The organism is Starkeya sp. ORNL1, assembly GCF_012971745.1.
Lineage (GTDB): Bacteria > Pseudomonadota > Alphaproteobacteria > Rhizobiales > Xanthobacteraceae > Ancylobacter.
The window spans coordinates 4,020,645-4,038,742 of sequence record NZ_CP048834.1 but is presented as its reverse complement, the minus strand read 5'-3'; the positions used below and the strand labels follow the sequence as shown (position 1 = coordinate 4,038,742).

Sequence of the window (18,098 nt, the reverse complement as noted above, 5' to 3'; positions counted from 1 at the left end):
CGCAAAAGCCACATTATCTGGCCGGTTACGAAGGCAGTCGCGCTGCCGGTGAAAAGCCGTCGCGCGTTCGCCTTGTCGAGTAATCTTCTTTGAAAACATACGATTATGCCCATATGCGGACTCTTGTGGACCCCCGGGCGTGTCATCGCCGCGACTCACCGAGATGATAATTGTTGACAGTTCGAGCGTGCTTGGACACTTTGCCCGGGCAGTTCCCCCGCCGCCGACCGGCGCGCCCTCCCGGCCTCATCTTCTGGAGAAACGACCATGCGCAACTACCGGATCGCGGTGATCCCCGGCGACGGCATTGGCAATGAAGTAGTGCCCGAGGGCCAGAAGGTGCTGGAGGCAGCGGCCGGTGGCGACTTCCGGTTCGAGTGGGTGCATTTCGACTGGAGTTGCGAGCGCTTCGCCAAGACCGGCGCGATGATGCCGGTCGACGGCCTCGACCAGTTGCGCACGTTCGACGCCATCTATCTCGGCGCGGTCGGCTTTCCCGGCGTGCCGGACCATGTCTCGCTGTGGGGACTGTTGATCCCGATCCGCCGCGGCTTCCACCAATACGTCAATCTGCGCCCGATCAAGCTGCTCAAGGGCGTCGAAAGCCCGCTGAAGGGTCGCGAGGCCGGCGACATCGATTTCTATGTCGTGCGCGAAAACAATGAGGGCGAGTATTCCTCGATCGGCGGCCGGCTCTATGAAGGCGGCGCCGACGAACTCGTGATGCAGCAGTCGATCTTCACCCGCCGCGGCTGCGACCGGGTGATGCGCTACGCCTTCGAGCTGGCGAAGGGCCGCAAGAAGCACGTCACCTCGGCCACCAAGTCGAACGGCATCAGCCACACCATGCCCTATTGGGACGAGCGCTTCGCCGCGATCTCGAAGGAATATCCCGGCTTCACCACCGACCAGTTCCACATCGATATCCTGACCGCGCATTTCGTGCGCAACCCGGACTGGTTCGACGTGGTCGTCGCCTCGAACCTGTTCGGCGACATCCTGTCCGATCTCGGCCCGGCCGTGGTCGGCTCGATCGGCATCGCCGCCGGCGCCAACATCAATCCGGAGAAGGACTACCCGTCGATGTTCGAGCCGGTGCATGGCTCGGCCCCGGACATTGCCGGCAAGGGCCTCGCCAATCCGATCGGCCAGGTGTGGTCGGGCGCGATGATGCTGCGCCACCTCGGCGAGGAGGACGCCGCGCTCGCTGTCGAGGCCGCCATCGAGGACGTGCTGGCGAACCGCGACAGCCTCACCCGCGATCTCGGCGGCAAGGCTTCGACCACCGAACTCGGTGACGCGCTGGTGCACGCCGTCAAAGCCGTCCGCCGCCCGCTCGCCGCCGCATCCTGACAAGAACATCCGAGGGAGTTCCGCCCATGACCGTCCATCTGACCAACCCGGCGGTCGACCGCCCCGTCGTCGAAGGGCTGACGAAACAGGCCGCCGAATTCGTGGTGAACACGAAAGTCGTACCGGACGAGGTGATCGAGGCCGGCAAGAAGTCGATCCTCGACGGCATCGGCCTCGCATTGTCCGGCTCGGTGGCGAAGAGCGGCGAGTTGGTGAAGACGTATCTGTCGACGCTCGGCATCAAGGATGGCCCGGCGACGGTGATCGGCATGGGCCTCAAGGTGCCGGTGCGCTTTGCTGCCTTCGCCAATGGCGTCGGCATCCATGCCGACGACTATGACGATACCCAGCTCGCTGTCGCCAAGGACCGCGTCTACGGCCTGCTGACCCACCCGACCGCGCCGGCGTTGCCGGCGGCGCTCGCGGTGGCGGAAGCGACCGGGGCCTCGGGCACCGAAGCGATGCTCGCCTACCATGTGGGCGTCGAACTGGAGTGCAAGATCGCCGAGGCGATCAATCCGCGCCACTACCAGCACGGCTTCCACGCCACCGCGACCTGCGGCACCTATGCCGCCGCTGCGGCCGCGGCCAAGCTGAAGGGGCTGAATGTCGAGCAGACGGTGCGCGCGCTCGGCTGCGCCGGCAGCCAGTCGGCGGGCCTGCGCGAAAATTTCGGGACCATGATGAAGCCGTTCCATGCCGGCCGCTCCTCGGAGAGTGGCGTGGTCGCGGCGGACTTCGCCGAGCTCGGCTGGACCACCACCGACAAGATCCTGGAGGCGCCACGCGGCTTCTTCCAGGCCGCGGGCGGCGGCTTCGATGCCGACGCCATCGCCGGCAAGCTGGGCGCGCCGTGGACCTTCGCTTTCCCCGGCGTCTCGATCAAGCCGCATCCGTCGGGCTCGCTCACCCATCCCGGCATGACCGAGCTGCTGCGTCTCATCCGCGAGCACGGCATCAAGGCGGACAATGTCGAAAAGCTCGATGTCGGCACCAACCAGAACATGCCGAACGCGCTCATTCATCACCGCCCGAAGAACGAGCTGCAGGCCAAGTTCTCCATGGAATTCTGCATGGCGATCCTGCTGCTCGACGGGCGCGGCGGCCTGCCCGAATTCACCGACGAGGTGGTGGAGCGGGACGACGTCAAGGCGATGATCGAGCGGGTCAATTTCCACGTCCATCCGGAGGCGGAGGCCGCCGGCTACGACAAGATGACCACCATCCTCGACATCCATCTGAAGGACGGCCGGACGATCTCGGGCCGCGCCGATTTCGGCAAGGGCAGCCCGGCCAATCCGATGAGCTACGAGGAATGCGCCGACAAGTTCCGCGGCTGCGCGGAATTCGCCAAATGGCCGACCGTAAAGGCCGAGGCCATCATCGCCATGGTGCGCGACCTCGACCGCCTTGGCGACATAAGGGAGCTGATGAAGCTCTGCGCGTGATTTTCAGGGGCGGCGCGGCTTCGGCTCGCGCCGCCCCTGACGGGTTTAGATATATCTTGATTTACGATATATCGTGATCTATATCGAAGCCCATGAGACACAGACACATGGGCGGTCCAGACCGCTATTTTTCCGCACCCGACGATCACTCGGGTCATCCCCACCCTCACCACGGCCGGCATCACCGGCCGCATCGCGGCGGCCGCCACGGCGGGCGCCTGTTCGACTATGGCGATCTGCGATTGCTGCTCCTCGCCATGATCGCCGAGCGGCCACGGCACGGCTACGAACTCATCAAGGCGGTCGAGGAGCGCTTCGGTGGCAGCTACACGCCGAGCCCGGGCGTGATCTATCCGACGCTGGCCTGGCTCGACGACATGGGCTACGCGGCCATCGAGCCGGTAGATGCCGGCCGCAAGCGCTACCGCATCACCGCCGAGGGCGAGGCCTTCCTCCTTGCCAATCGCGCGGCGGCGGACGAGTTGCTGTCCCGCGCCGGCCCGGCTGGCACGGACGGCAGTGACCCGGTGCCGGCGCCGCTGGTGCGCGCCATGGAGAATCTCAAGATCGCCATGCGCCTGCGCCTGAGGCGAGGCCCCATCGATCAGGCCACAGCCGAAGCCATCGCGACAGCCCTCGACGCCGCGGCGCAGACCGTGGAACGCAGCTGATCGCGAGGACATGCGGACCCACCGCGATCGCTCCGGCGCCACGCTGGTAGGGAGGATCACGCGACCTTTTGCGAGACCGGCCGGCCAGCGGTAGGCAATCGCGTCCGCTTCCGGTCCCTGGCAACAGCAGGATTCGCAAAGCCCAGAAACGACAAAAGCCGCGCAACTGCGCGGCTTTTTGCCAATTGGAAAATTGGAGCGGGCGATGGGATTCGAACCCACGACCCCAACCTTGGCAAGGTTGTGCTCTACCCCTGAGCTACACCCGCACCGCTCCTTCGGTAAGCGCTGCCGTCTGGCCGGCGCCCCGAATGGGCCGTCTCTATGCCTCATGCCGCGGGCGATTGCAACAGGCTTGATGCCGGCTTCCCCAGCAAGCGTTCCGCATTCTCTGGCGCGGCTTTCCGGCCGGCGCTAATACAGGCGGCGAACCCTTGAGCACCAGCAGCGGCGCGGAATCTCCGGCCGCGCGGACAGCACCGGAGCCCCGCATGCGCAGCCTCACCGTCGCCGCGACCCAGATGGCCTGTGATTGGGACCGTGCGGGAAATATCGCCCGCGCCGAGCGTCTGGTGCGCGAGGCCGCCGGGCGTGGTGCCCGCCTCATACTGCTGCAGGAATTGTTCGAGACCCCCTATTTCTGCCAGGATCAGCTCTACGAACATCTCGCTTTGGCGCAGCCCTTCGCGGGCAATCCGCTGATCGCGCATTTCGCCGCGCTCGCCCGCGAACTCGGCGTCGTGCTGCCGCTCAGCTTTTTCGAGCGCGCCGGCGAGGCCGCCTTCAACAGCCTCGCCATGATCGACGCCGACGGCACCGTGCTCGGGCTCTACCGCAAGAGCCACATTCCGGATGGGCCGGGCTACACCGAGAAATTCTACTTCTCCCCCGGCGATACCGGTTTCCGGGTCTGGCAGACGCAACTGGGCCGCATCGGCGTCGGCATATGCTGGGACCAGTGGTTCCCGGAGTGCGCTCGGACCATGGCGCTGATGGGCGCCGAGGTGCTGCTCTATCCTACCGCCATCGGCTCCGAGCCGCACGACCCGACGCTCGATTCCTCCAGCCACTGGCAGCGCGTCATGCAGGGCCACGCTGGGGCCAATCTGGTGCCGCTCATCGCCTCCAACCGCATCGGCACCGAGGCGGGCCGCAACGGCACCTCCATGACCTTCTATGGCTCCTCCTTCATCGCCGACCCGACAGGAGCCAAGGTCGCCGAGGCCGGCCGCAGCGAGGAAACCGTGCTGACCGCGACCTTCGACCTCGACGGCATCGCGCAGCAGCGCCGCTCCTGGGGCGTATTCCGCGACCGCCGGCCGGAGCTCTATGGCGCGCTGCTGACGCTGGACGGCCGCCACCCGTCCGCCAGCGCGCGCTGAGGGCGGTGCCATGAGCGAGACCCTTGCCTCCACGCCTGCCGCCGACGGCTTCCGCATGCCGGCGGAGTGGGAGACGCACGCCGGCTGCTGGATGATATGGCCGGAGCGGGTGGACAATTGGCGCGGCGGTGCCGCGCCGGGACAGGCAGCGTTCGCCGCCGTCGCCAGCGCGATTGCCGCCCATGAGCCCCTGACCATGCTGGTCTCCCCTGGCCAATGGAGCAACGCCCGCCGGCAGCTTCCCGCCAGCGTGCGGCTGGTCGAGGCCTCCACCGACGATTCCTGGTGCCGCGACAGCGGGCCGAGCTTCGTCGTCGACACGCGTGGCCGGCTGCGCGGCGTCGATTGGGAGTTCAATGCCTGGGGCGGGCTCTATGCGCCCTGCGAGGCCGACCGGCTGCTGGCCGCCAAGGTGCTGGAAGTCGAGCGGGCGCCGCGTTATCGCGCGCCGCTCGTGCTGGAAGGCGGCTCGATCCATGTCGATGGCGAAGGCACGGTGCTCACCACCGAAGAATGCCTGTTGAATCCGAACCGCAATCCGGAGCTTTCGCGGGTCGAGATCGAAGAACATCTGAAGGATTATCTCGGCGTCTCCACGGTGATCTGGCTCGGCGCCGGGCTGGTCGACGACGAAACTTCGGGCCACATCGACAATCTCGCCTGCTTCGTCCGGCCAGGCGTGGTGGCGCTCACCTGGTGCGAGGATCCGAACGATCCGCAATATGCCATCTCGCGCGACGCCCTTGAGCGGCTATCGAAGGCGCGGGACGCGCGCGGGCGCACGCTCGAGATCGTCAAGCTGCCGCTGCCGGGGCCGCTGTTTCGCGGCACCGAGGAGGCGATCGACTCCATGGAGCCGTCACACGGCACCATGAGCCGCGGCGCCGGCGAGCGGCTCGGCGCTTCCTATGCCAATTTCTATATCGGGAATGGTCTTGTGCTGATGCCGGAGCTCGATCCGCGCACCGATGGCGAAGCCCGCAGCATCCTGACGAAGCTGTTTCCGGATCGCACGGTGATCGGCCTGCCGACGCGGGAGATACTGCTCGGCGGCGGCAATATTCACTGCATTACGCAGCAGCAGCCGGCGGGCATCCCCGGCTGACATACATGCCTGTTTGCCGAAGCACTTGCCTGCTTAATGAAACAGGGCCCTTGTCCTTGCGGATGACACCATCCGCAAGGACAAGGGCCCGTTTATTGGCGCGGGGCGGACTGACCGCCCCGCAGCAACATCTGCCGAAATCAGGCGGCAACCTTCTTGGCGCGGCCGCGGCCCTTGGCGGGCGCCGGCGGCGGGGTCGGCTTCTTGCGCTGCTGGCCGAGGCCCATCTTCTTCGCAAGGTTCGACCGCGCTGCAGCATAGCTGGGCGCCACCATCGGATAATCGTTCGGAAGGCCCCACTTTGCGCGGTATTCTTCCGGAGTCATGTTGTATTTGGTGCGCAGATGGCGCTTCAGCGACTTGAACTTCAGCCCGTCTTCCAGGCAGATGATATATTCGGGCGTGACCGACTTCTTGATCGACACCGCAGGCTTCAGCACTTCGTCAGCGACCACCGGGGCCGGATTGCCGAGGCGAAGCAGCGCACCGTGGACCTTTGCGATGAGTTCCGGCAGCTCAGACGCCGGGACCGAGTTGTTACCGACGAACGCGGCGACGACGTCTGCCGTCAGGCCGAGAAAATCGGTGGTCGAGCTGCTTTGTTCGGTCATTTATTTCCTCCATGGGCAATGTGTGGGATTTAACAGCATTTATGGAAACGTCAATAAGCGCCCAATATCTCCATAAACAAATTGCTGAGAATATAGTCTCGTTATTCCGGTCAAACCGCCACGGACTCTGTCGCACCGACAAGCTTAATAAGAGACGTACGCAATCAAAGCGGGATTTCCATACCATACGCAAACAATCGCCGGCAGCCATGGACTGAACGTATTCGCCGCAGTGCGGGGTAATGCAGCCGGCATCAGGATCGTGAATTCACCGGGCGGAAAGCCGCATGACTTAGCTTAATTTAACCGTAAGCCGGCTGCTCTCTTCGCCCTTATTCGCCCTCATATATGTAATCGAAGAACGCCCGTTCGAGCTCGACCGCCCGACGGAAGTAACCGGCGGCGACATGCCGTTCAGCGTCGTTCAGAAAATCGTGAATACGATCGAGCTCAGACCGCAGCCAAAGTACAAATTCCCGGAAACCGGGACTGTTATGAAGCGTGATCCACTCGGCATGGATGAAGTCGGCCGGCAATGGGTACCCCTGGTCAGCCCATTCCAGATAGATGCCCTCGGCCACCGTGAGCACCGCGAGAGCGTTTGCATAGCTTCGACTTGCCGCAGCCTCCGCCATCAGCGCCTGGAATTGTCGGGTGACATCGGCCAGATGAGGCGCCGTCCGTTCGCTTTCGGGAACGCCTAGAGCGTTGAACGAGCGCTGAAAATAAGTGTTCTCGTCACTGGTGATCATCGCCGCGAACTGGGCGAATCGGATGCGCGAGGCATAGAGATCGGCACTGGCAATGGCGGCGCCGAGCAGTGCAACGAAGCGGTCGATGAACTGATAATCCTGCACCAGATAGCGCCGCATCACCTGCGACGGCACCGCGCCGCGGAAGATCTCTCCGACAAAGCGATGGTTTATCGCGGCATTCCAGTTCTCGATATTGTCCGCGCGCAAACGCTCGCTGAAGCTCGACATCTCGCTCTCCCGCCCAATCATTCGGGCGGAATCGCTCTATTCGGCTTTGCGCATGCAGTCGATATGCGAGCTCAGGAGATCAGACCGGCGCGATCAACTTTTCGGTGAAGACATCCGCGAGCGGCGCACCATCGATGTGCCGGGTGATTCGGCACCAATGCGCGATGCGATCGGCAGATCGGCGCTCGCCCATCAATTGCACGACGACACGATCGCCGATCTCGACATTGCCGTGATAGATGAGGTCGCGATCAAGGGTCGAACTTATACTTAAGTTGAAGAATTCCCATTCGGCGCGATCAACGAAGGACTGGAACGCGGCGAAATAGAGAAAGTCCGCACCGTTGAAATCCTGCGATGGGCAGGGATTGATCACTATTTCCCGGCGCACCTGCCCCGCCGCGCGGACGAAGCCGAAATGCTCCTGCCATTCCCCGCTGCGCAGCCGCGCCGCCAAAGCCGCCGCCGCGCCAAAGCCGGGAGCCAGCGCCGCCGGCGGGAACAGATCGAGCGCCACGCGCGCCACCGAGCGGTTTCGCCCCGGAATGCCGCGCCTGACGAACACCGAGGACAGCTCCACCCGGCCGACGCTGCGCCCGCGGCAGCGCAATTCGTGCAGGCTGGCGAACTGGGTGCGGGAGATACGGGCGATGCGCGATTCGATGGAGAGCTCGTCGTGCTCGCGCAGCATGCCGAATGCGGCGTTACTGATCGTCACCGCGCAGAAGGCGGCATAGACCGGATTGCTCTCGGCATCACGGAATTCCGGTACGGCACGCCCGGCCAGAAGCGCCAGTAATTGCCAGTGCCGGTGGCCGAGTTCCTTCAGCAACCAGGTCTCGGACAGCCCGCCAAGGCTGAGATGCGGCATGCCGAGCACGATGCGGTCCAGCATCGAAGCGTCGCGGCAGGCGAGGGCGTCACCGGCGCCGGGTGGAGGAAAGGCGACGTTCATGCGCGGATTCCCTCAGCTCGCGACCTTGAGACGTGCCGATAAGGAGCGCGCGCCCATCCGCTCGACCATATGGCTGACGATGAACTCGGCGTCGCGCCCGACGCTGCCGAAGCGCCCCGAGCCCCAGGTGTGCAGCCAGGGCAGGCCGATGAAATAGATGCCCTCCTCGCCGGTGACGCCGCGCCGGTGCCTGGGGTGGCCGGCACCATTGAACACGGCAGCGTCGAGCCAGCGGAAATCCGGCTTGAAGCCGATGCACCAGACGATGGAAGTGATGCCCGAGCCCTCCAGCGTCAGTGTGGGACGCTCGCCTTGCGGCCGCCATACCGGCTGATAGACCGTGCCCGGCGGGGCCTGGATGTTGTTCTCGGCGATATGCTTGTCGATCGCGGCATTGATGCCGTTATAGGTCCGGTCGGCGTCGTCGAGAGCCTTGGTCAGATTGCTGTCGAAGGCGAGATCGGCGCCGTCGAAGTCCCGCAGCACGCCATAGAGCTCCATGCCCTCGCTGGCGAACTTGCGCAGATCTATGTCGCGCCCGCCGTCGCGGCCGGTAACATAGTGGTTGGTGTTGTCGCGCACGCCCTCGCGCAGCGGGTGCTGCTCCACCGGCATGTCGTAATAGCCCATGTCGGCGAGCCAGGTGACGACGTCGCGGCCGCGATGGAAGCGGGCGCAACGCGGCGCGGCGCCGACGGCGAGGAATACCTTGCGCCCCTCGAGATGCAGGTCTTCGGCGATCTGCGCGCCGGACTGGCCGGAGCCGACCACCAGCACCGCGCCTTCGGGAAGCTGTTCGGCATTGCGATACTGCGCGGAATGGATCTGCGTGATGGAGGAAGGCAGGCGTTCCGCCATGCGCGGCACGATCGGCTCATGATAGCCGCCGGAGGCGACTACGACCTGGTCGGCGGTGTAGTCGCCGGCCGAAGTGGCGACATGGAAACCGCCGTCCTCGCGCCTCGTCACCCTGGACACCGCGACGCCCTCGCGGAGCGGCGGATCGACCGCGGCGCGGAAGCCCTTGAGATAGGCGAGGATCTCGTCCTTCTTCATGAAGCCGTCGGGATCATCACCGGCATAGGCGTGGCCCGGCAGGTCGCACTGCCAGTTCGGCGTGACCAGGCAGAAATTGTCCCAGCGCTGGGTTTCCCAGGCATGCATCGCCTTATGTTTTTCGAGCACCAGATGCTCGATGCCGCTGCGCTGCAAATGCCAGCTGGTGGCCAGGCCGGCCTGGCCGCCCCCGACGATGAGGACTGGGAGGTGCGGGATTGCGTTCGAGGTCATGACGGGATCTCCGGCGCTCACTCGTCGAAAGCTTCGACGGCGACGCACGCATCAGGGGTTTCAAGGAAAAGCCGGCCGGCCGCCTCGATGCGGGCAAGCTGGCCAAGCGCAAGCGAACAGGGATGGCCGTAGCGTGCGGCGACGCGCGCACTGGCGATGCTGAGCGCGGTACGGCTGCGCTCCAGGAAATCGACGAGCGCATAGCGCTCGCCGGGCACGAAATAGTCCTTGATGACCAGCGAGGGCGAATAGCAGCTCTCGGAACGACCATCGGGCCAGCGGATATGGAAGCGCATCTCAGGCATAGGTGCGCTCCCGCAGGGCCTGGTAGGTCTCGATATGGGCGGCGGCGGTGGCGCCCCAGTCATGGCGCCGTGCGGCGACCGGCCCGCGCGATCTCAGCCGGCCGGCGAGTTCCGGCGTGAGCGCCGTGGCGAGCGCATTGACGATGGAGCCGGCGTTCATCGGGTCGCACCACACCACCTCCTCATCCCGCAAATGCTCGGTGAAGGGCGCGATGCGCGAGACAATCACCGGCACGCCGCTCGCCATGGCCTCCAGCACGACAAGGCCGAAGCCCTCCTTCACTGATGGGAAGGCCAGCACGTCGGCGAGGCGATAGAGCGCCGGCATGTCTTGCTGCAGCACCGGGCCGGTCTCGATCACGGCATGGGCCGGCAGAGCGAGACTGGAGCGCGCGGCGGCAAACGCCTGCTTGTAATCATGGTGGTCGAGCAGGGTGGCGCCGCCGGCGATGACGAGTTGGGCATGCGGATGCATGACGTGTAGCTGGGTGAAGGCCTCCAGCAGCCGGATCGTGTTCTTGCGCGCCTCGATGCCGCCGACCGCGAGGATCACCGGCCCGACGCCGATGCCGTGCCGCTCTCGCAACGCCGCCTCGCGGCCGTCGCGGTTGGGCGTGAAACTCCCGGTATCGACGCCATTGCCGACCACTACGGAAGCAATGCCGTGGCGTTGCTTGAGTTCGGCTTGCCACATGCGGCTGACGGTGAAATGCCGGTCGGCGGCGACGATGGCCCGCGTCTGCAGGGCCTGGAGCTTTGGGTCGCGGAAGGCGTCGATGTGATGGACGGTGCGGGCGAAGCCTGCAATGCTCTGGCGTTGCTTGAGCGTTGCCAGAGCATTGCCGGAAATGCCGTCTTGCGCGTGGAACACGTCGAAGCGGCGATGCGCGGGATTCTCGAAGTGCCGGACATAATCGGCGGCGCGGATCTCCACCATCTCGGTGATGTCGCTGCCGACCGGCGAGGCGGGCACGGAAACGGTCTCGCACAGGCTCTCGCGGAAGAAGCCGGTGCGCTTGGCATCGGGCGCGTGGACCACCGGCTCGTGGCCAAGCTTTACCAGCGCATCGGCGAGTTCGAGCGCATGCACCACTCCGCCGCGCGGATTGGTGGAATGAGCGAGTATGGCGATGCGGAGCGCGCTCATGCCGCCGCCTCCGCATCGCTGGTTGTCGGGCCGCAGCCGAGCAGTGGCTGGCGGGTGAAATCCCAGATGGACTCGGTCGACGTGCCGTCGGTGATGGTGACGCGGCGATCCGCGGTGACCGCGCCGATATCCGCAGCCCCAATGCCGCGCGCCCGGAACAGCGCCGACACCGCCGGCACATCGGCGGGCCGCACCGACAATAGGTAGCCGTAGCTCGGAAAGCTCAGCAGCCAGCGCGCCGGATCCACGCCGTCCGGCGCCGGCACGGACCGCACGTCGATGGCGATGCCGACGCCGGAGCACTCGGCGAGCATGGCTGCGGTGCCGATGACGCCGCCCTGGCTGATGTCCTTGGCGGCGCGCGACAGCCCGCTCTCGGCGATCAGCGGCAGCACTTCGAGATCGCCGCGCAGCCGTTCGCCCGGCGCATCGAGCGCCGCCTGCCAATTGGCGAACGGCTCGCGATAGGCGCCGCGCAGATCGATGGCGGCGATGAGCCGCTCGCCGGGCTGGGCATCGAAGCTGGTGAGCAGGCGCTTGGCCCGGCCGAGTATGGCCACCGAAAGCTGCCCGCGATCCGTCCTTATATTGGTGTGGCCGCCGACGAGAGGCACGCCGAAGCGCTCGGACGCCGCGCGCAACCCCTCCAGCACCGGCGCCGCCTTGTCCTCGCCATCGGCCCACACCGCATCGACCACGGCGATCGGCCGCCCACCCATGGCGGCGATATCGGAGATGTTGACCATCACCCCGCACCAGCCTGCAAACCACGGGTCGCCCGCCACGAATTCGTTCATGAAGCCTTCAATGGCGAGCAGCAGCCAGCCGTCGCCGTCCGGGATCGCGGCGCAATCGTCACCAACCGGAACCGCACTCGCACCCGAGAGCCCGAGCCGGGCGGTGGCTAGGCCGATATCCGCCTTGGCGGCGAGGCCGCGGCTGGTGCGCAGGGTCTGAGCGAGCCCGGTCAACATCACGCTGCCTTTCGCGAATGGGCGTGGAAGCCGGTCTCGGGCTCAGTGAAAGGCGGATAGTAATTGAGGTCCGCCTCCATGCGCAGATGCGGGCGGCCGAGCAGCTCGAATTCCTCGACGATGCGCCAGCGCATGCGGCGGAACAGGAGGCCATTCTGCGCCTGCACGTTCGCCAGGAAACGCGTGCAGCCGCGCGCATGGGCGGAGGAGACCGCGAGCCGGATCAGCGCCGGCCCGAGCGCACCGGCGCTGCGATAATCCGCCGCCACCGCGAGCCGCGAGCCCCACCACAGGCCCGGCGTCTCCTCATGAATGCGCACCGTGCCGACGACGTCGGCGGCGGCGACGCCGAGCATGGAGAGCGCGACGATCGGCGTCGCCACCGCGTCGATGACGTCGCGGTCGTCGCCCTCGAAGATGCCCTGCTCCTCGCAGAACACGTCCCGGCGCAGGCGAGCCGCGCCTTCGCGCTCCCACGGGTCGGTAGCGTACTTCACCGTGAAGGCGCTCGCGGTGAAGGGCTTGAACGGCTCGAACATCACGAGCAGGCCCTCCGCTCATAGGTGGCGAGCGCCGAGCAGGCGCCGCATCTGGCGCAGCCGGCCTTTACGTCGATGGCTTTGAGCCCCGAGGCGATCAGCATGCCGGACAGCGGGCCGAGGATGGAATGCATGAAGGCCGGGGAGGGCGTCGGATGGCTCTCCAGCGGCGTGCCGGAGATCGGCACGAACGGCACCACGAAGGGATAGACGCCGATCGCGGTGAGCCGCCGGCAGATGTCGAGTATCTCGTCGCGAGTATCACCGAGCCCGGCGAGGATATAGGTCGAGACCTGGCCTCGGCCGAACACCGGCACCGCCGCCTCGAACGCCTGGAAATAGCGCTCCAGCGAGACTTGCGCCTTGCCCGGCATGATGCGCTGGCGCACCGGATCGGTGACGGCTTCCAGATGCATGCCGAGCGCATCGACGCCGGCCTCACGCATGCGCATGAACCAGGCATCGTCGTCCGGCGGCTCGCATTGCGCCTGGATCGGCAGGTCGACCGCCGCCTTGATCGCCGCCGCGCTCTCGGTGAGGATCGCCGCGCCGCGGTCCTTGCCGGGCGGGGTGCCGGTGGTCATCACCATATGCTTCACCCCGTCGAGCTCGACCGCCGCTTTCGCCACTTCGGCAAGCTGCGCAGGGGTCTTGCGCTCGATGGTGCGGCCGGCGGCGAGCGACTGGCCGATGGCGCAGAACTGGCAGGTCTTGGTCCGGCTCTGATAGCGGATGCAACTCTGCAGCACCGTCGTCGCCAGCACGTCACGCCCGTGCAGCACCGCGATCTTGGAATAGGGGATGCCGTCCGCCGTCGTCAGCCCGTAGAATTTCGGCTGCAACGGGAAGGTCACCTCGCCGAGGCTGAGCCCATCGCGGCTGATGCGGCTGCGCCCGAACGCATCCGGCTTCTCCACCAGATACGGGCTCTTGAAGGCCGGCGCGGTATGCACCGGTACCATCACCGTCATGCCGTCGATGGTCAGCGCCTTGTGGTCGGATGGGCCTGCCCCGCCGCGGCGGCTGTCCGCCCCGGCCCGGGGATCAACGAGCCGCACCCCGTAGGACTGCAACTCGTTGATCAGGCGCTCCGTCGGCAGCGGCGCGAGATCGCTCGTCAGATCCATCGGCTTCATCGGATTGGCTCCCTGCAAGGACGGGGAAGGTCGCGTGCGCCTGCATCGGCGCGGTCGGACGGTTGTCGAGAGTGAGGCTGAGCAGTTCCGGCCGGGCGTAATGGCCGACCGAATCCATCATCCGCTTGCGCTTGGTGATGAGGGCCATGTCGAGATCGGCGATCAGGATGCCCTCACCCGAAGTGAGGGGCGGCACCAGATGCGAGCCCTCCGGCGAGATGATCGCCGTCATGCAGCCGCCGGTCAGCGCGCGGCGCAGCTTCTCGTCCGGCGCAATGCGGGCGATCTGCTCCTCGGTGAGCCAGCCGGTGGAATTGACGACGAAGCAGCCGCTCTCCAGCGCGTGGTGGCGGATCGTCACCTCGATCTGCTCGGCGAAGATCGGCCCCACCAGCGAACCGGGAAACTGCGCGATATGGATCTCTTCGTGCTGCGCCATCAAGGCGTAGCGGGCGAGGGGATTGTAGTGCTCCCAGCAGGCCAGTGCCCCGACCCGGCCGACCGCGGTGTCGACCACCTGGAGCCCGGCGCCGTCGCCCTGCCCCCAGATCATCCGCTCATGGAAAGTGGGGGTGATCTTGCGGCGCTTGAGCTTGAGCGAGCCGTCGGCATCGAACACCAGTTGGGTGTTGTAGAGCGAACCGTGGTCGCGCTCATTGACGCCGAGCACGACGACGATGCCGTGCCGCCGGGCGGCGGAGGCCACCGCCTCCGTCACCGGGCCGGGCACCACCACGGCATTCTCATAGAGCCGCAAATGCTCGCCACCAGTCAGCACCGGCGGATAGACGAAGGAGAAGTACGGGTACCAGGGCACGAAGGTCTCGGGGAAGACCACGAGCTCCGCGCCCTTTCCCGCCGCTTCGTCCAGCGCCGCCTGCACGCGGCTGAGCGTGCCCTCGACGCTGTCGAGATCGGGCGCGATCTGCACCGCGGCGGCGCGGACGGCTCTCTTCTCGGCCATGGCAGCCTCCTTGTCAGTGGGCGGGCTTCACAGCGTCCAGATCACAGCGTCCAGGTATGGAGCATGAAGGCATCGTCCTTGCGGTGGAGCAGGATCAGGTCGAGCACATCGAGCGGGCTGATCGGGATGATGCCGGGGATCAGCGAGGGCTCGCCATGGCCGTAGAGCGCCTGGAGCGCGAAGCGGCAGGCATAGACCTTGCCGCCTTCTTCCATGAACTTGGTGATCTGGTTGTTGAAGTTCAGGTGGCCGGGGAAGGCCTCGTCGCCGAGCTTCGGGAAGCCGCGCTGCACGCCGAGCGTGACGCCGGGGCCATAGAGCAGCACCGAGGTGTCGAAGCCCTTGCGCTTCAGGCGCAGTGCCTGGAGCAGGTTGACCAGCCCGATCGAGCCTTCGAAGGCGACGGTGTGGAAGGTAACGAGCGCCTTCTCGCCGGGAGCGGCTTTGACGTCCTCGAACTTCTTGTCTTCGTAGTCGACCAGGAAGTCGCCCTTCTGGTGGGCGGGGGCGGTGACGGCGGGCATGGTGCACTCCTTGGCGGGGATCTGGGCTGGAATTGAAGGACCGGCGCTTGCCGGCAGCACGCCAACGGAGACTGCAATCAATGTGCCAATTGACTGTTTGCACGAAGAATCATCAAAACAGTCAATTTACATTCAATAATACATACAATACTGTCGTTCAGATGATTTTCGAAATGCCCGAACGAGAGGCGAAAGCGCGCTCAAAAGGCAGGGAAATGCTCGATTCCTTGGCATCGCGGCATCCGCGCAGCATCCACACCCATGATGCAGCAAGATGGAGTCCACAGGTGACAGGCCATCTCTGCAACATTATACAGTCAATCCGGTCGCCGAGTTGGCGACCCTTCCTCGCGACCTCATCCTGAGGTGCGAGTGAAGCGAGCCTCGAAGGATGCTCAAGCAGAGCGACCCGGACGAGCATCCTTCGAGGCCCGGCTTACGCCGGGCACCTCAGGATGAGGTTCGACTGAAGTGGACGACGAGTGACATGCCCGACTGGACGCCCGACCTCTCCCGCTCCGACAAGCCGCGCTATCTCGCCATCGCCGACCTGATCGCCGATGACATCCGCGCCGGGCGGCTCGCCATCGGCGACCGCCTGCCGCCGCAGCGCAAGCTCGCCGGCCGGCTCGACATCGACTTCACCACGGTGGCGCGCGGCTATGTCGAGGCGCAGAAGCGCGGCCTGGTCGAGAGCCGGGTCGGGCAGGGCACCTTCGTCACTGGCCTGCCGCGGCCCGTGCTGCGCAACGCCCCCGCCCGCCATCACGGCCGGGAGATCGTCGATCTCTCCATGAACCTGCCGCCGGAGCCGGACGATCCGGTGCTGATCGGGCGCATGCAGGACGGCCTTGCCGAGGTATCGCGCGATCTGGTGGCGCTGCTGCGCTACCAGGGCTTTGGCGGTGCCCCGGCGGACAAGGATGCCGCCTCGGCCTGGCTCGGCCGCCGCGCTTTGGTGCCCTCGCAGGAGCGCATCTTCGTGACCCCGGGCGCCCATCCGGCGCTGCTCGGCATCTTCACGCTGCTGGCGAAACCCAGCGATGTCGTGCTGTGCGAGGCCATCACCTATCCCGGCGCGCGCTCCATCGCGGCCCAGCTTGGCCTGCGCCTTGTCGGCCTGCCGATGGATGCCGACGGCATCGATCCCGACGCGTTCACCGAGGCCTGCCGGACGCTGGCGCCCAAGGCGCTCTATCTCAATCCGACGCTGCAGAACCCGACGACGCTCACCATTCCCGAGGCGCGGCGCACCGCCATCGCCTCGGTGGCGCGGCGCTTCCATGTGCCGATCGTCGAGGACGACGCCTATGGCTTCATTCCCGCCCACGGCCTGCCGCCCTTCGCGGCGATCGCGCCGGACCTCACCTGGCATGTCGCCGGGCTCGCGAAATGCATCGGCGCCGGCCTGCGCACCGCCTATGTCGTGGTGCCGGAGGCCCGCGCCGGCTGGCCGTTCTCCGCGGCGCTGCGCGCAGCCAGCGTGATGGCCTCGCCGCTGACCGTTGCGCTGGCCACGCGCTGGATCGAGGACGGCACCGCCGACACCCTGCTGCGGTTCATCCGCGCCGAGACCGCGGCCCGGCAGAAGCTGGCGGCGGAGATCCTGCCGGTGGGCAGCTTCCGCGCCGATCCGATGAGCTTCAATCTCTGGGTCGAATTGCCCGAGCCATGGACCCGCTCCGCCTTTGTCGGCCACATGTTCTCCACCGGCATCGGGGTGGTGGCGAGCGACGTCTTCACCGTCGACGGCGCCCCGCCGGAAGCCGCGCGGGTCTGCCTCGGCGGCCCGGTGAACCGCGAGAAGGTGAAGAGCGCGCTGGAATATATGGCGCACGCGCTCGCCCATTCACCGGAGGCCGCGTCGGCGTTTTTGTGAGGTTAGCGGGAAGCTTTCATTGTCGATCTTTGAGCAGAACATAAGCGCAGAATGCACGCCTGTCTTTCTTGTCCGTATTGGCATACGCCTTAATTGCTGATCTGGCTTGGCCGATCTCTAATAGCACGTCTGTCTTGAACTGCTTTTCGTTAGGATGGTAATCAGCTAGATGTCGCTTTTCCTGCATAGTCACGAATCTTATAGCAAATTCTTGTATATCTTGAGGGAATAGCCTCATCTTAGCCGTATTTTTGCACGCGGACTTGGCGAAGCCGTGATCAAGGGATCTGTAAACCTGCCGCCACGCTTCGAGACTTTTGCCTGCTCCTGCACCGCCGATCAGTAGGTCAGCGCAGGAGCAGGCCAGCGTATGAAACAAGGCATAGTAGACGCTACTCATCGCCCGCCGCAGGTTCGACTGCCGCGGCTTGCCGTTGCTGGCGTTGACGAGGTCCTCTGCTGTTAGCAGCAGGTCAAGCGGCTTCAAACCTCATTCCCTTCGCCTCCTTCTGGGACAGGAAGGAGAACAAAGGAAAAGCTGATTCGTCAATCTCGCTCAACCGAGGGATGAGTCTCCGAGTGGCGCCAGAGAGTTTGCTGGCGTCGAAATTCTTGAGATCACCCTTGAAAACAACCTCGATTCGGAGAATCGAGTCCCCGTCGCGGTCCTTGTCTTGAATGGCGTTGATGCCGACGATTTCGACCTTGTCAAACTCCGCACGGAAGACGTCTCTAACGAGATCAGCGACTTTTTTCATATCCTGATTGCGCATGATCAGAGCCCTCTACCGCTACATGGCAGACACTGAGGTCTGCTTAGAACCAATAAGCA

General features: G+C 65.5%; 19 protein-coding genes and 1 tRNA gene. 6 read left to right on the top strand and 14 right to left on the bottom strand.

All coding sequences use genetic code 11. The annotated features are described in order from the left end of the window. Nucleotides 1-267 precede the first annotated feature (267 nt). The 3 genes from G3545_RS19245 to G3545_RS19235 all read left to right on the top strand — a co-directional run bounded on the left by G3545_RS19245 (nucleotide 268) and on the right by G3545_RS19235 (nucleotide 3,472). The gene (locus G3545_RS19245) at nucleotides 268-1,353 is read left to right on the top strand and encodes a tartrate dehydrogenase (RefSeq protein WP_170014873.1); all 1,086 of its coding nucleotides are present in this window, start codon (nucleotides 268-270) and stop codon (nucleotides 1,351-1,353) included. A gap of 26 nt (nucleotides 1,354-1,379) precedes the next feature. Then, a complete protein-coding gene (locus G3545_RS19240; RefSeq protein WP_170014872.1) occupies nucleotides 1,380-2,801 on the top strand; it encodes an MmgE/PrpD family protein in 1,422 nt (473 codons plus the stop codon). A gap of 107 nt (nucleotides 2,802-2,908) precedes the next feature. Then, on the top strand, nucleotides 2,909-3,472 hold the full coding sequence (locus G3545_RS19235; RefSeq protein WP_246702476.1) for a PadR family transcriptional regulator: 564 nt from the start codon (nucleotides 2,909-2,911) through the stop codon (nucleotides 3,470-3,472). A 194-nt stretch (nucleotides 3,473-3,666) separates the two neighbouring features. On the opposite strand, the gene G3545_RS19230 is transcribed toward G3545_RS19235, so the two are convergent. Further along, nucleotides 3,667-3,741: transfer RNA gene (locus tag G3545_RS19230), tRNA-Gly, on the bottom strand. A gap of 222 nt (nucleotides 3,742-3,963) precedes the next feature. Here G3545_RS19230 and aguB point away from each other — a divergent pair. Then, nucleotides 3,964-4,854 (top strand): N-carbamoylputrescine amidase, encoded by an 891-nt coding sequence (gene aguB / locus G3545_RS19225; RefSeq protein WP_170014870.1) that lies wholly within the window; start codon nucleotides 3,964-3,966, stop codon nucleotides 4,852-4,854. A 10-nt stretch (nucleotides 4,855-4,864) separates the two neighbouring features. Beyond that, nucleotides 4,865-5,959 carry an agmatine deiminase gene (gene aguA / locus G3545_RS19220; protein ID WP_170014869.1) on the top strand — a complete coding sequence of 365 codons (1,095 nt, stop codon included), beginning with the start codon at nucleotides 4,865-4,867 and terminating at the stop codon, nucleotides 5,957-5,959. Between the two features lie 140 nt (nucleotides 5,960-6,099). Here the strand turns inward: aguA and G3545_RS19215 are convergent, their stop codons facing one another. The 11 genes from G3545_RS19215 to G3545_RS19165 form a co-directional block, all read right to left on the bottom strand. Beyond that, a complete protein-coding gene (locus G3545_RS19215) occupies nucleotides 6,100-6,570 on the bottom strand; it encodes a MucR family transcriptional regulator (RefSeq protein ID WP_170014868.1) in 471 nt (156 codons plus the stop codon). 332 nt (nucleotides 6,571-6,902) lie between these two features. Then, nucleotides 6,903-7,553, bottom strand: a complete 651-nt coding sequence (locus tag G3545_RS19210) for a TenA family protein (RefSeq protein ID WP_170014867.1) — start codon at nucleotides 7,551-7,553, stop codon at nucleotides 6,903-6,905. 79 nt (nucleotides 7,554-7,632) lie between these two features. Beyond that, nucleotides 7,633-8,508 carry a Pnap_2097 family protein gene (locus tag G3545_RS19205; RefSeq protein WP_170014866.1) on the bottom strand — a complete coding sequence of 292 codons (876 nt, stop codon included), beginning with the start codon at nucleotides 8,506-8,508 and terminating at the stop codon, nucleotides 7,633-7,635. A 12-nt stretch (nucleotides 8,509-8,520) separates the two neighbouring features. Next, nucleotides 8,521-9,798, bottom strand: a complete 1,278-nt coding sequence (locus tag G3545_RS19200; protein ID WP_170014865.1) for an MSMEG_0569 family flavin-dependent oxidoreductase — start codon at nucleotides 9,796-9,798, stop codon at nucleotides 8,521-8,523. Between the two features lie 17 nt (nucleotides 9,799-9,815). Beyond that, on the bottom strand, nucleotides 9,816-10,103 hold the full coding sequence (locus G3545_RS19195) for an MSMEG_0570 family nitrogen starvation response protein (protein WP_170014864.1): 288 nt from the start codon (nucleotides 10,101-10,103) through the stop codon (nucleotides 9,816-9,818). Then, nucleotides 10,096-11,250, bottom strand: coding sequence for an MSMEG_0565 family glycosyltransferase (locus G3545_RS19190; RefSeq protein ID WP_170014863.1), 1,155 nt, complete (start codon nucleotides 11,248-11,250; stop codon nucleotides 10,096-10,098). The genes G3545_RS19195 and G3545_RS19190 overlap by 8 nt, the downstream gene beginning before the upstream one ends. Continuing rightward, nucleotides 11,247-12,224, bottom strand: a complete 978-nt coding sequence (locus G3545_RS19185) for a sll0787 family AIR synthase-like protein (protein WP_170018159.1) — start codon at nucleotides 12,222-12,224, stop codon at nucleotides 11,247-11,249. The genes G3545_RS19190 and G3545_RS19185 overlap by 4 nt, the downstream gene beginning before the upstream one ends. After that, complete coding sequence (locus G3545_RS19180) at nucleotides 12,224-12,766, bottom strand: MSMEG_0567/Sll0786 family nitrogen starvation N-acetyltransferase (RefSeq protein WP_170014862.1); 543 nt, start codon at nucleotides 12,764-12,766, stop codon at nucleotides 12,224-12,226. The genes G3545_RS19185 and G3545_RS19180 overlap by 1 nt, the downstream gene beginning before the upstream one ends. Then, nucleotides 12,763-13,890: an MSMEG_0568 family radical SAM protein gene (locus tag G3545_RS19175; RefSeq protein WP_170018158.1), complete on the bottom strand. Its 1,128-nt coding sequence runs from the start codon at nucleotides 13,888-13,890 to the stop codon at nucleotides 12,763-12,765. Before G3545_RS19175 ends, G3545_RS19180 begins: the two co-directional genes overlap by 4 nt. Then, complete coding sequence (locus tag G3545_RS19170) at nucleotides 13,808-14,863, bottom strand: Nit6803 family nitrilase (RefSeq protein ID WP_170014861.1); 1,056 nt, start codon at nucleotides 14,861-14,863, stop codon at nucleotides 13,808-13,810. The genes G3545_RS19175 and G3545_RS19170 overlap by 83 nt, the downstream gene beginning before the upstream one ends. A 41-nt stretch (nucleotides 14,864-14,904) precedes the next feature. After that, nucleotides 14,905-15,387 (bottom strand): MSMEG_0572/Sll0783 family nitrogen starvation response protein, encoded by a 483-nt coding sequence (locus G3545_RS19165; RefSeq protein ID WP_170014860.1) that lies wholly within the window; start codon nucleotides 15,385-15,387, stop codon nucleotides 14,905-14,907. A 487-nt stretch (nucleotides 15,388-15,874) separates the two neighbouring features. Between G3545_RS19165 and G3545_RS19160 the strand changes: the two genes are divergently transcribed. Beyond that, complete coding sequence (locus G3545_RS19160; RefSeq protein ID WP_170014859.1) at nucleotides 15,875-17,266, top strand: PLP-dependent aminotransferase family protein; 1,392 nt, start codon at nucleotides 15,875-15,877, stop codon at nucleotides 17,264-17,266. A gap of 16 nt (nucleotides 17,267-17,282) precedes the next feature. Here G3545_RS19160 and G3545_RS19155 read toward each other — a convergent pair whose 3' ends face one another. Beyond that, a complete protein-coding gene (locus G3545_RS19155; RefSeq protein ID WP_170014858.1) occupies nucleotides 17,283-17,753 on the bottom strand; it encodes a hypothetical protein in 471 nt (156 codons plus the stop codon). Beyond that, nucleotides 17,740-18,039 carry a hypothetical protein gene (locus G3545_RS19150; protein ID WP_170014857.1) on the bottom strand — a complete coding sequence of 100 codons (300 nt, stop codon included), beginning with the start codon at nucleotides 18,037-18,039 and terminating at the stop codon, nucleotides 17,740-17,742. Before G3545_RS19150 ends, G3545_RS19155 begins: the two co-directional genes overlap by 14 nt. Nucleotides 18,040-18,098 lie beyond the last annotated feature (59 nt).

What these genes read in the sequence shown, in the direction of transcription:
- G3545_RS19245 (WP_170014873.1), top strand. Translation starts at nt 268, where the DNA reads ATGCGCAACTACCGGATCGCGGTGATCCCCGGCGACGGCATTGGCAAT.
- G3545_RS19240 (WP_170014872.1), top strand. Translation starts at nt 1,380, where the DNA reads ATGACCGTCCATCTGACCAACCCGGCGGTCGACCGCCCCGTCGTCGAA.
- G3545_RS19235 (WP_246702476.1), top strand. Translation starts at nt 2,909, where the DNA reads ATGGGCGGTCCAGACCGCTATTTTTCCGCACCCGACGATCACTCGGGT.
- aguB (WP_170014870.1), top strand. Translation starts at nt 3,964, where the DNA reads ATGCGCAGCCTCACCGTCGCCGCGACCCAGATGGCCTGTGATTGGGAC.
- aguA (WP_170014869.1), top strand. Translation starts at nt 4,865, where the DNA reads ATGAGCGAGACCCTTGCCTCCACGCCTGCCGCCGACGGCTTCCGCATG.
- G3545_RS19215 (WP_170014868.1), bottom strand. Translation starts at nt 6,570, where the DNA reads ATGACCGAACAAAGCAGCTCGACCACCGATTTTCTCGGCCTGACGGCA.
- G3545_RS19210 (WP_170014867.1), bottom strand. Translation starts at nt 7,553, where the DNA reads ATGTCGAGCTTCAGCGAGCGTTTGCGCGCGGACAATATCGAGAACTGG.
- G3545_RS19205 (WP_170014866.1), bottom strand. Translation starts at nt 8,508, where the DNA reads ATGAACGTCGCCTTTCCTCCACCCGGCGCCGGTGACGCCCTCGCCTGC.
- G3545_RS19200 (WP_170014865.1), bottom strand. Translation starts at nt 9,798, where the DNA reads ATGACCTCGAACGCAATCCCGCACCTCCCAGTCCTCATCGTCGGGGGC.
- G3545_RS19195 (WP_170014864.1), bottom strand. Translation starts at nt 10,103, where the DNA reads ATGCCTGAGATGCGCTTCCATATCCGCTGGCCCGATGGTCGTTCCGAG.
- G3545_RS19190 (WP_170014863.1), bottom strand. Translation starts at nt 11,250, where the DNA reads ATGAGCGCGCTCCGCATCGCCATACTCGCTCATTCCACCAATCCGCGC.
- G3545_RS19185 (WP_170018159.1), bottom strand. Translation starts at nt 12,224, where the DNA reads ATGTTGACCGGGCTCGCTCAGACCCTGCGCACCAGCCGCGGCCTCGCC.
- G3545_RS19175 (WP_170018158.1), bottom strand. Translation starts at nt 13,890, where the DNA reads ATGGATCTGACGAGCGATCTCGCGCCGCTGCCGACGGAGCGCCTGATC.
- G3545_RS19170 (WP_170014861.1), bottom strand. Translation starts at nt 14,863, where the DNA reads ATGGCCGAGAAGAGAGCCGTCCGCGCCGCCGCGGTGCAGATCGCGCCC.
- G3545_RS19165 (WP_170014860.1), bottom strand. Translation starts at nt 15,387, where the DNA reads ATGCCCGCCGTCACCGCCCCCGCCCACCAGAAGGGCGACTTCCTGGTC.
- G3545_RS19160 (WP_170014859.1), top strand. Translation starts at nt 15,875, where the DNA reads ATGCCCGACTGGACGCCCGACCTCTCCCGCTCCGACAAGCCGCGCTAT.
- G3545_RS19150 (WP_170014857.1), bottom strand. Translation starts at nt 18,039, where the DNA reads ATGCGCAATCAGGATATGAAAAAAGTCGCTGATCTCGTTAGAGACGTC.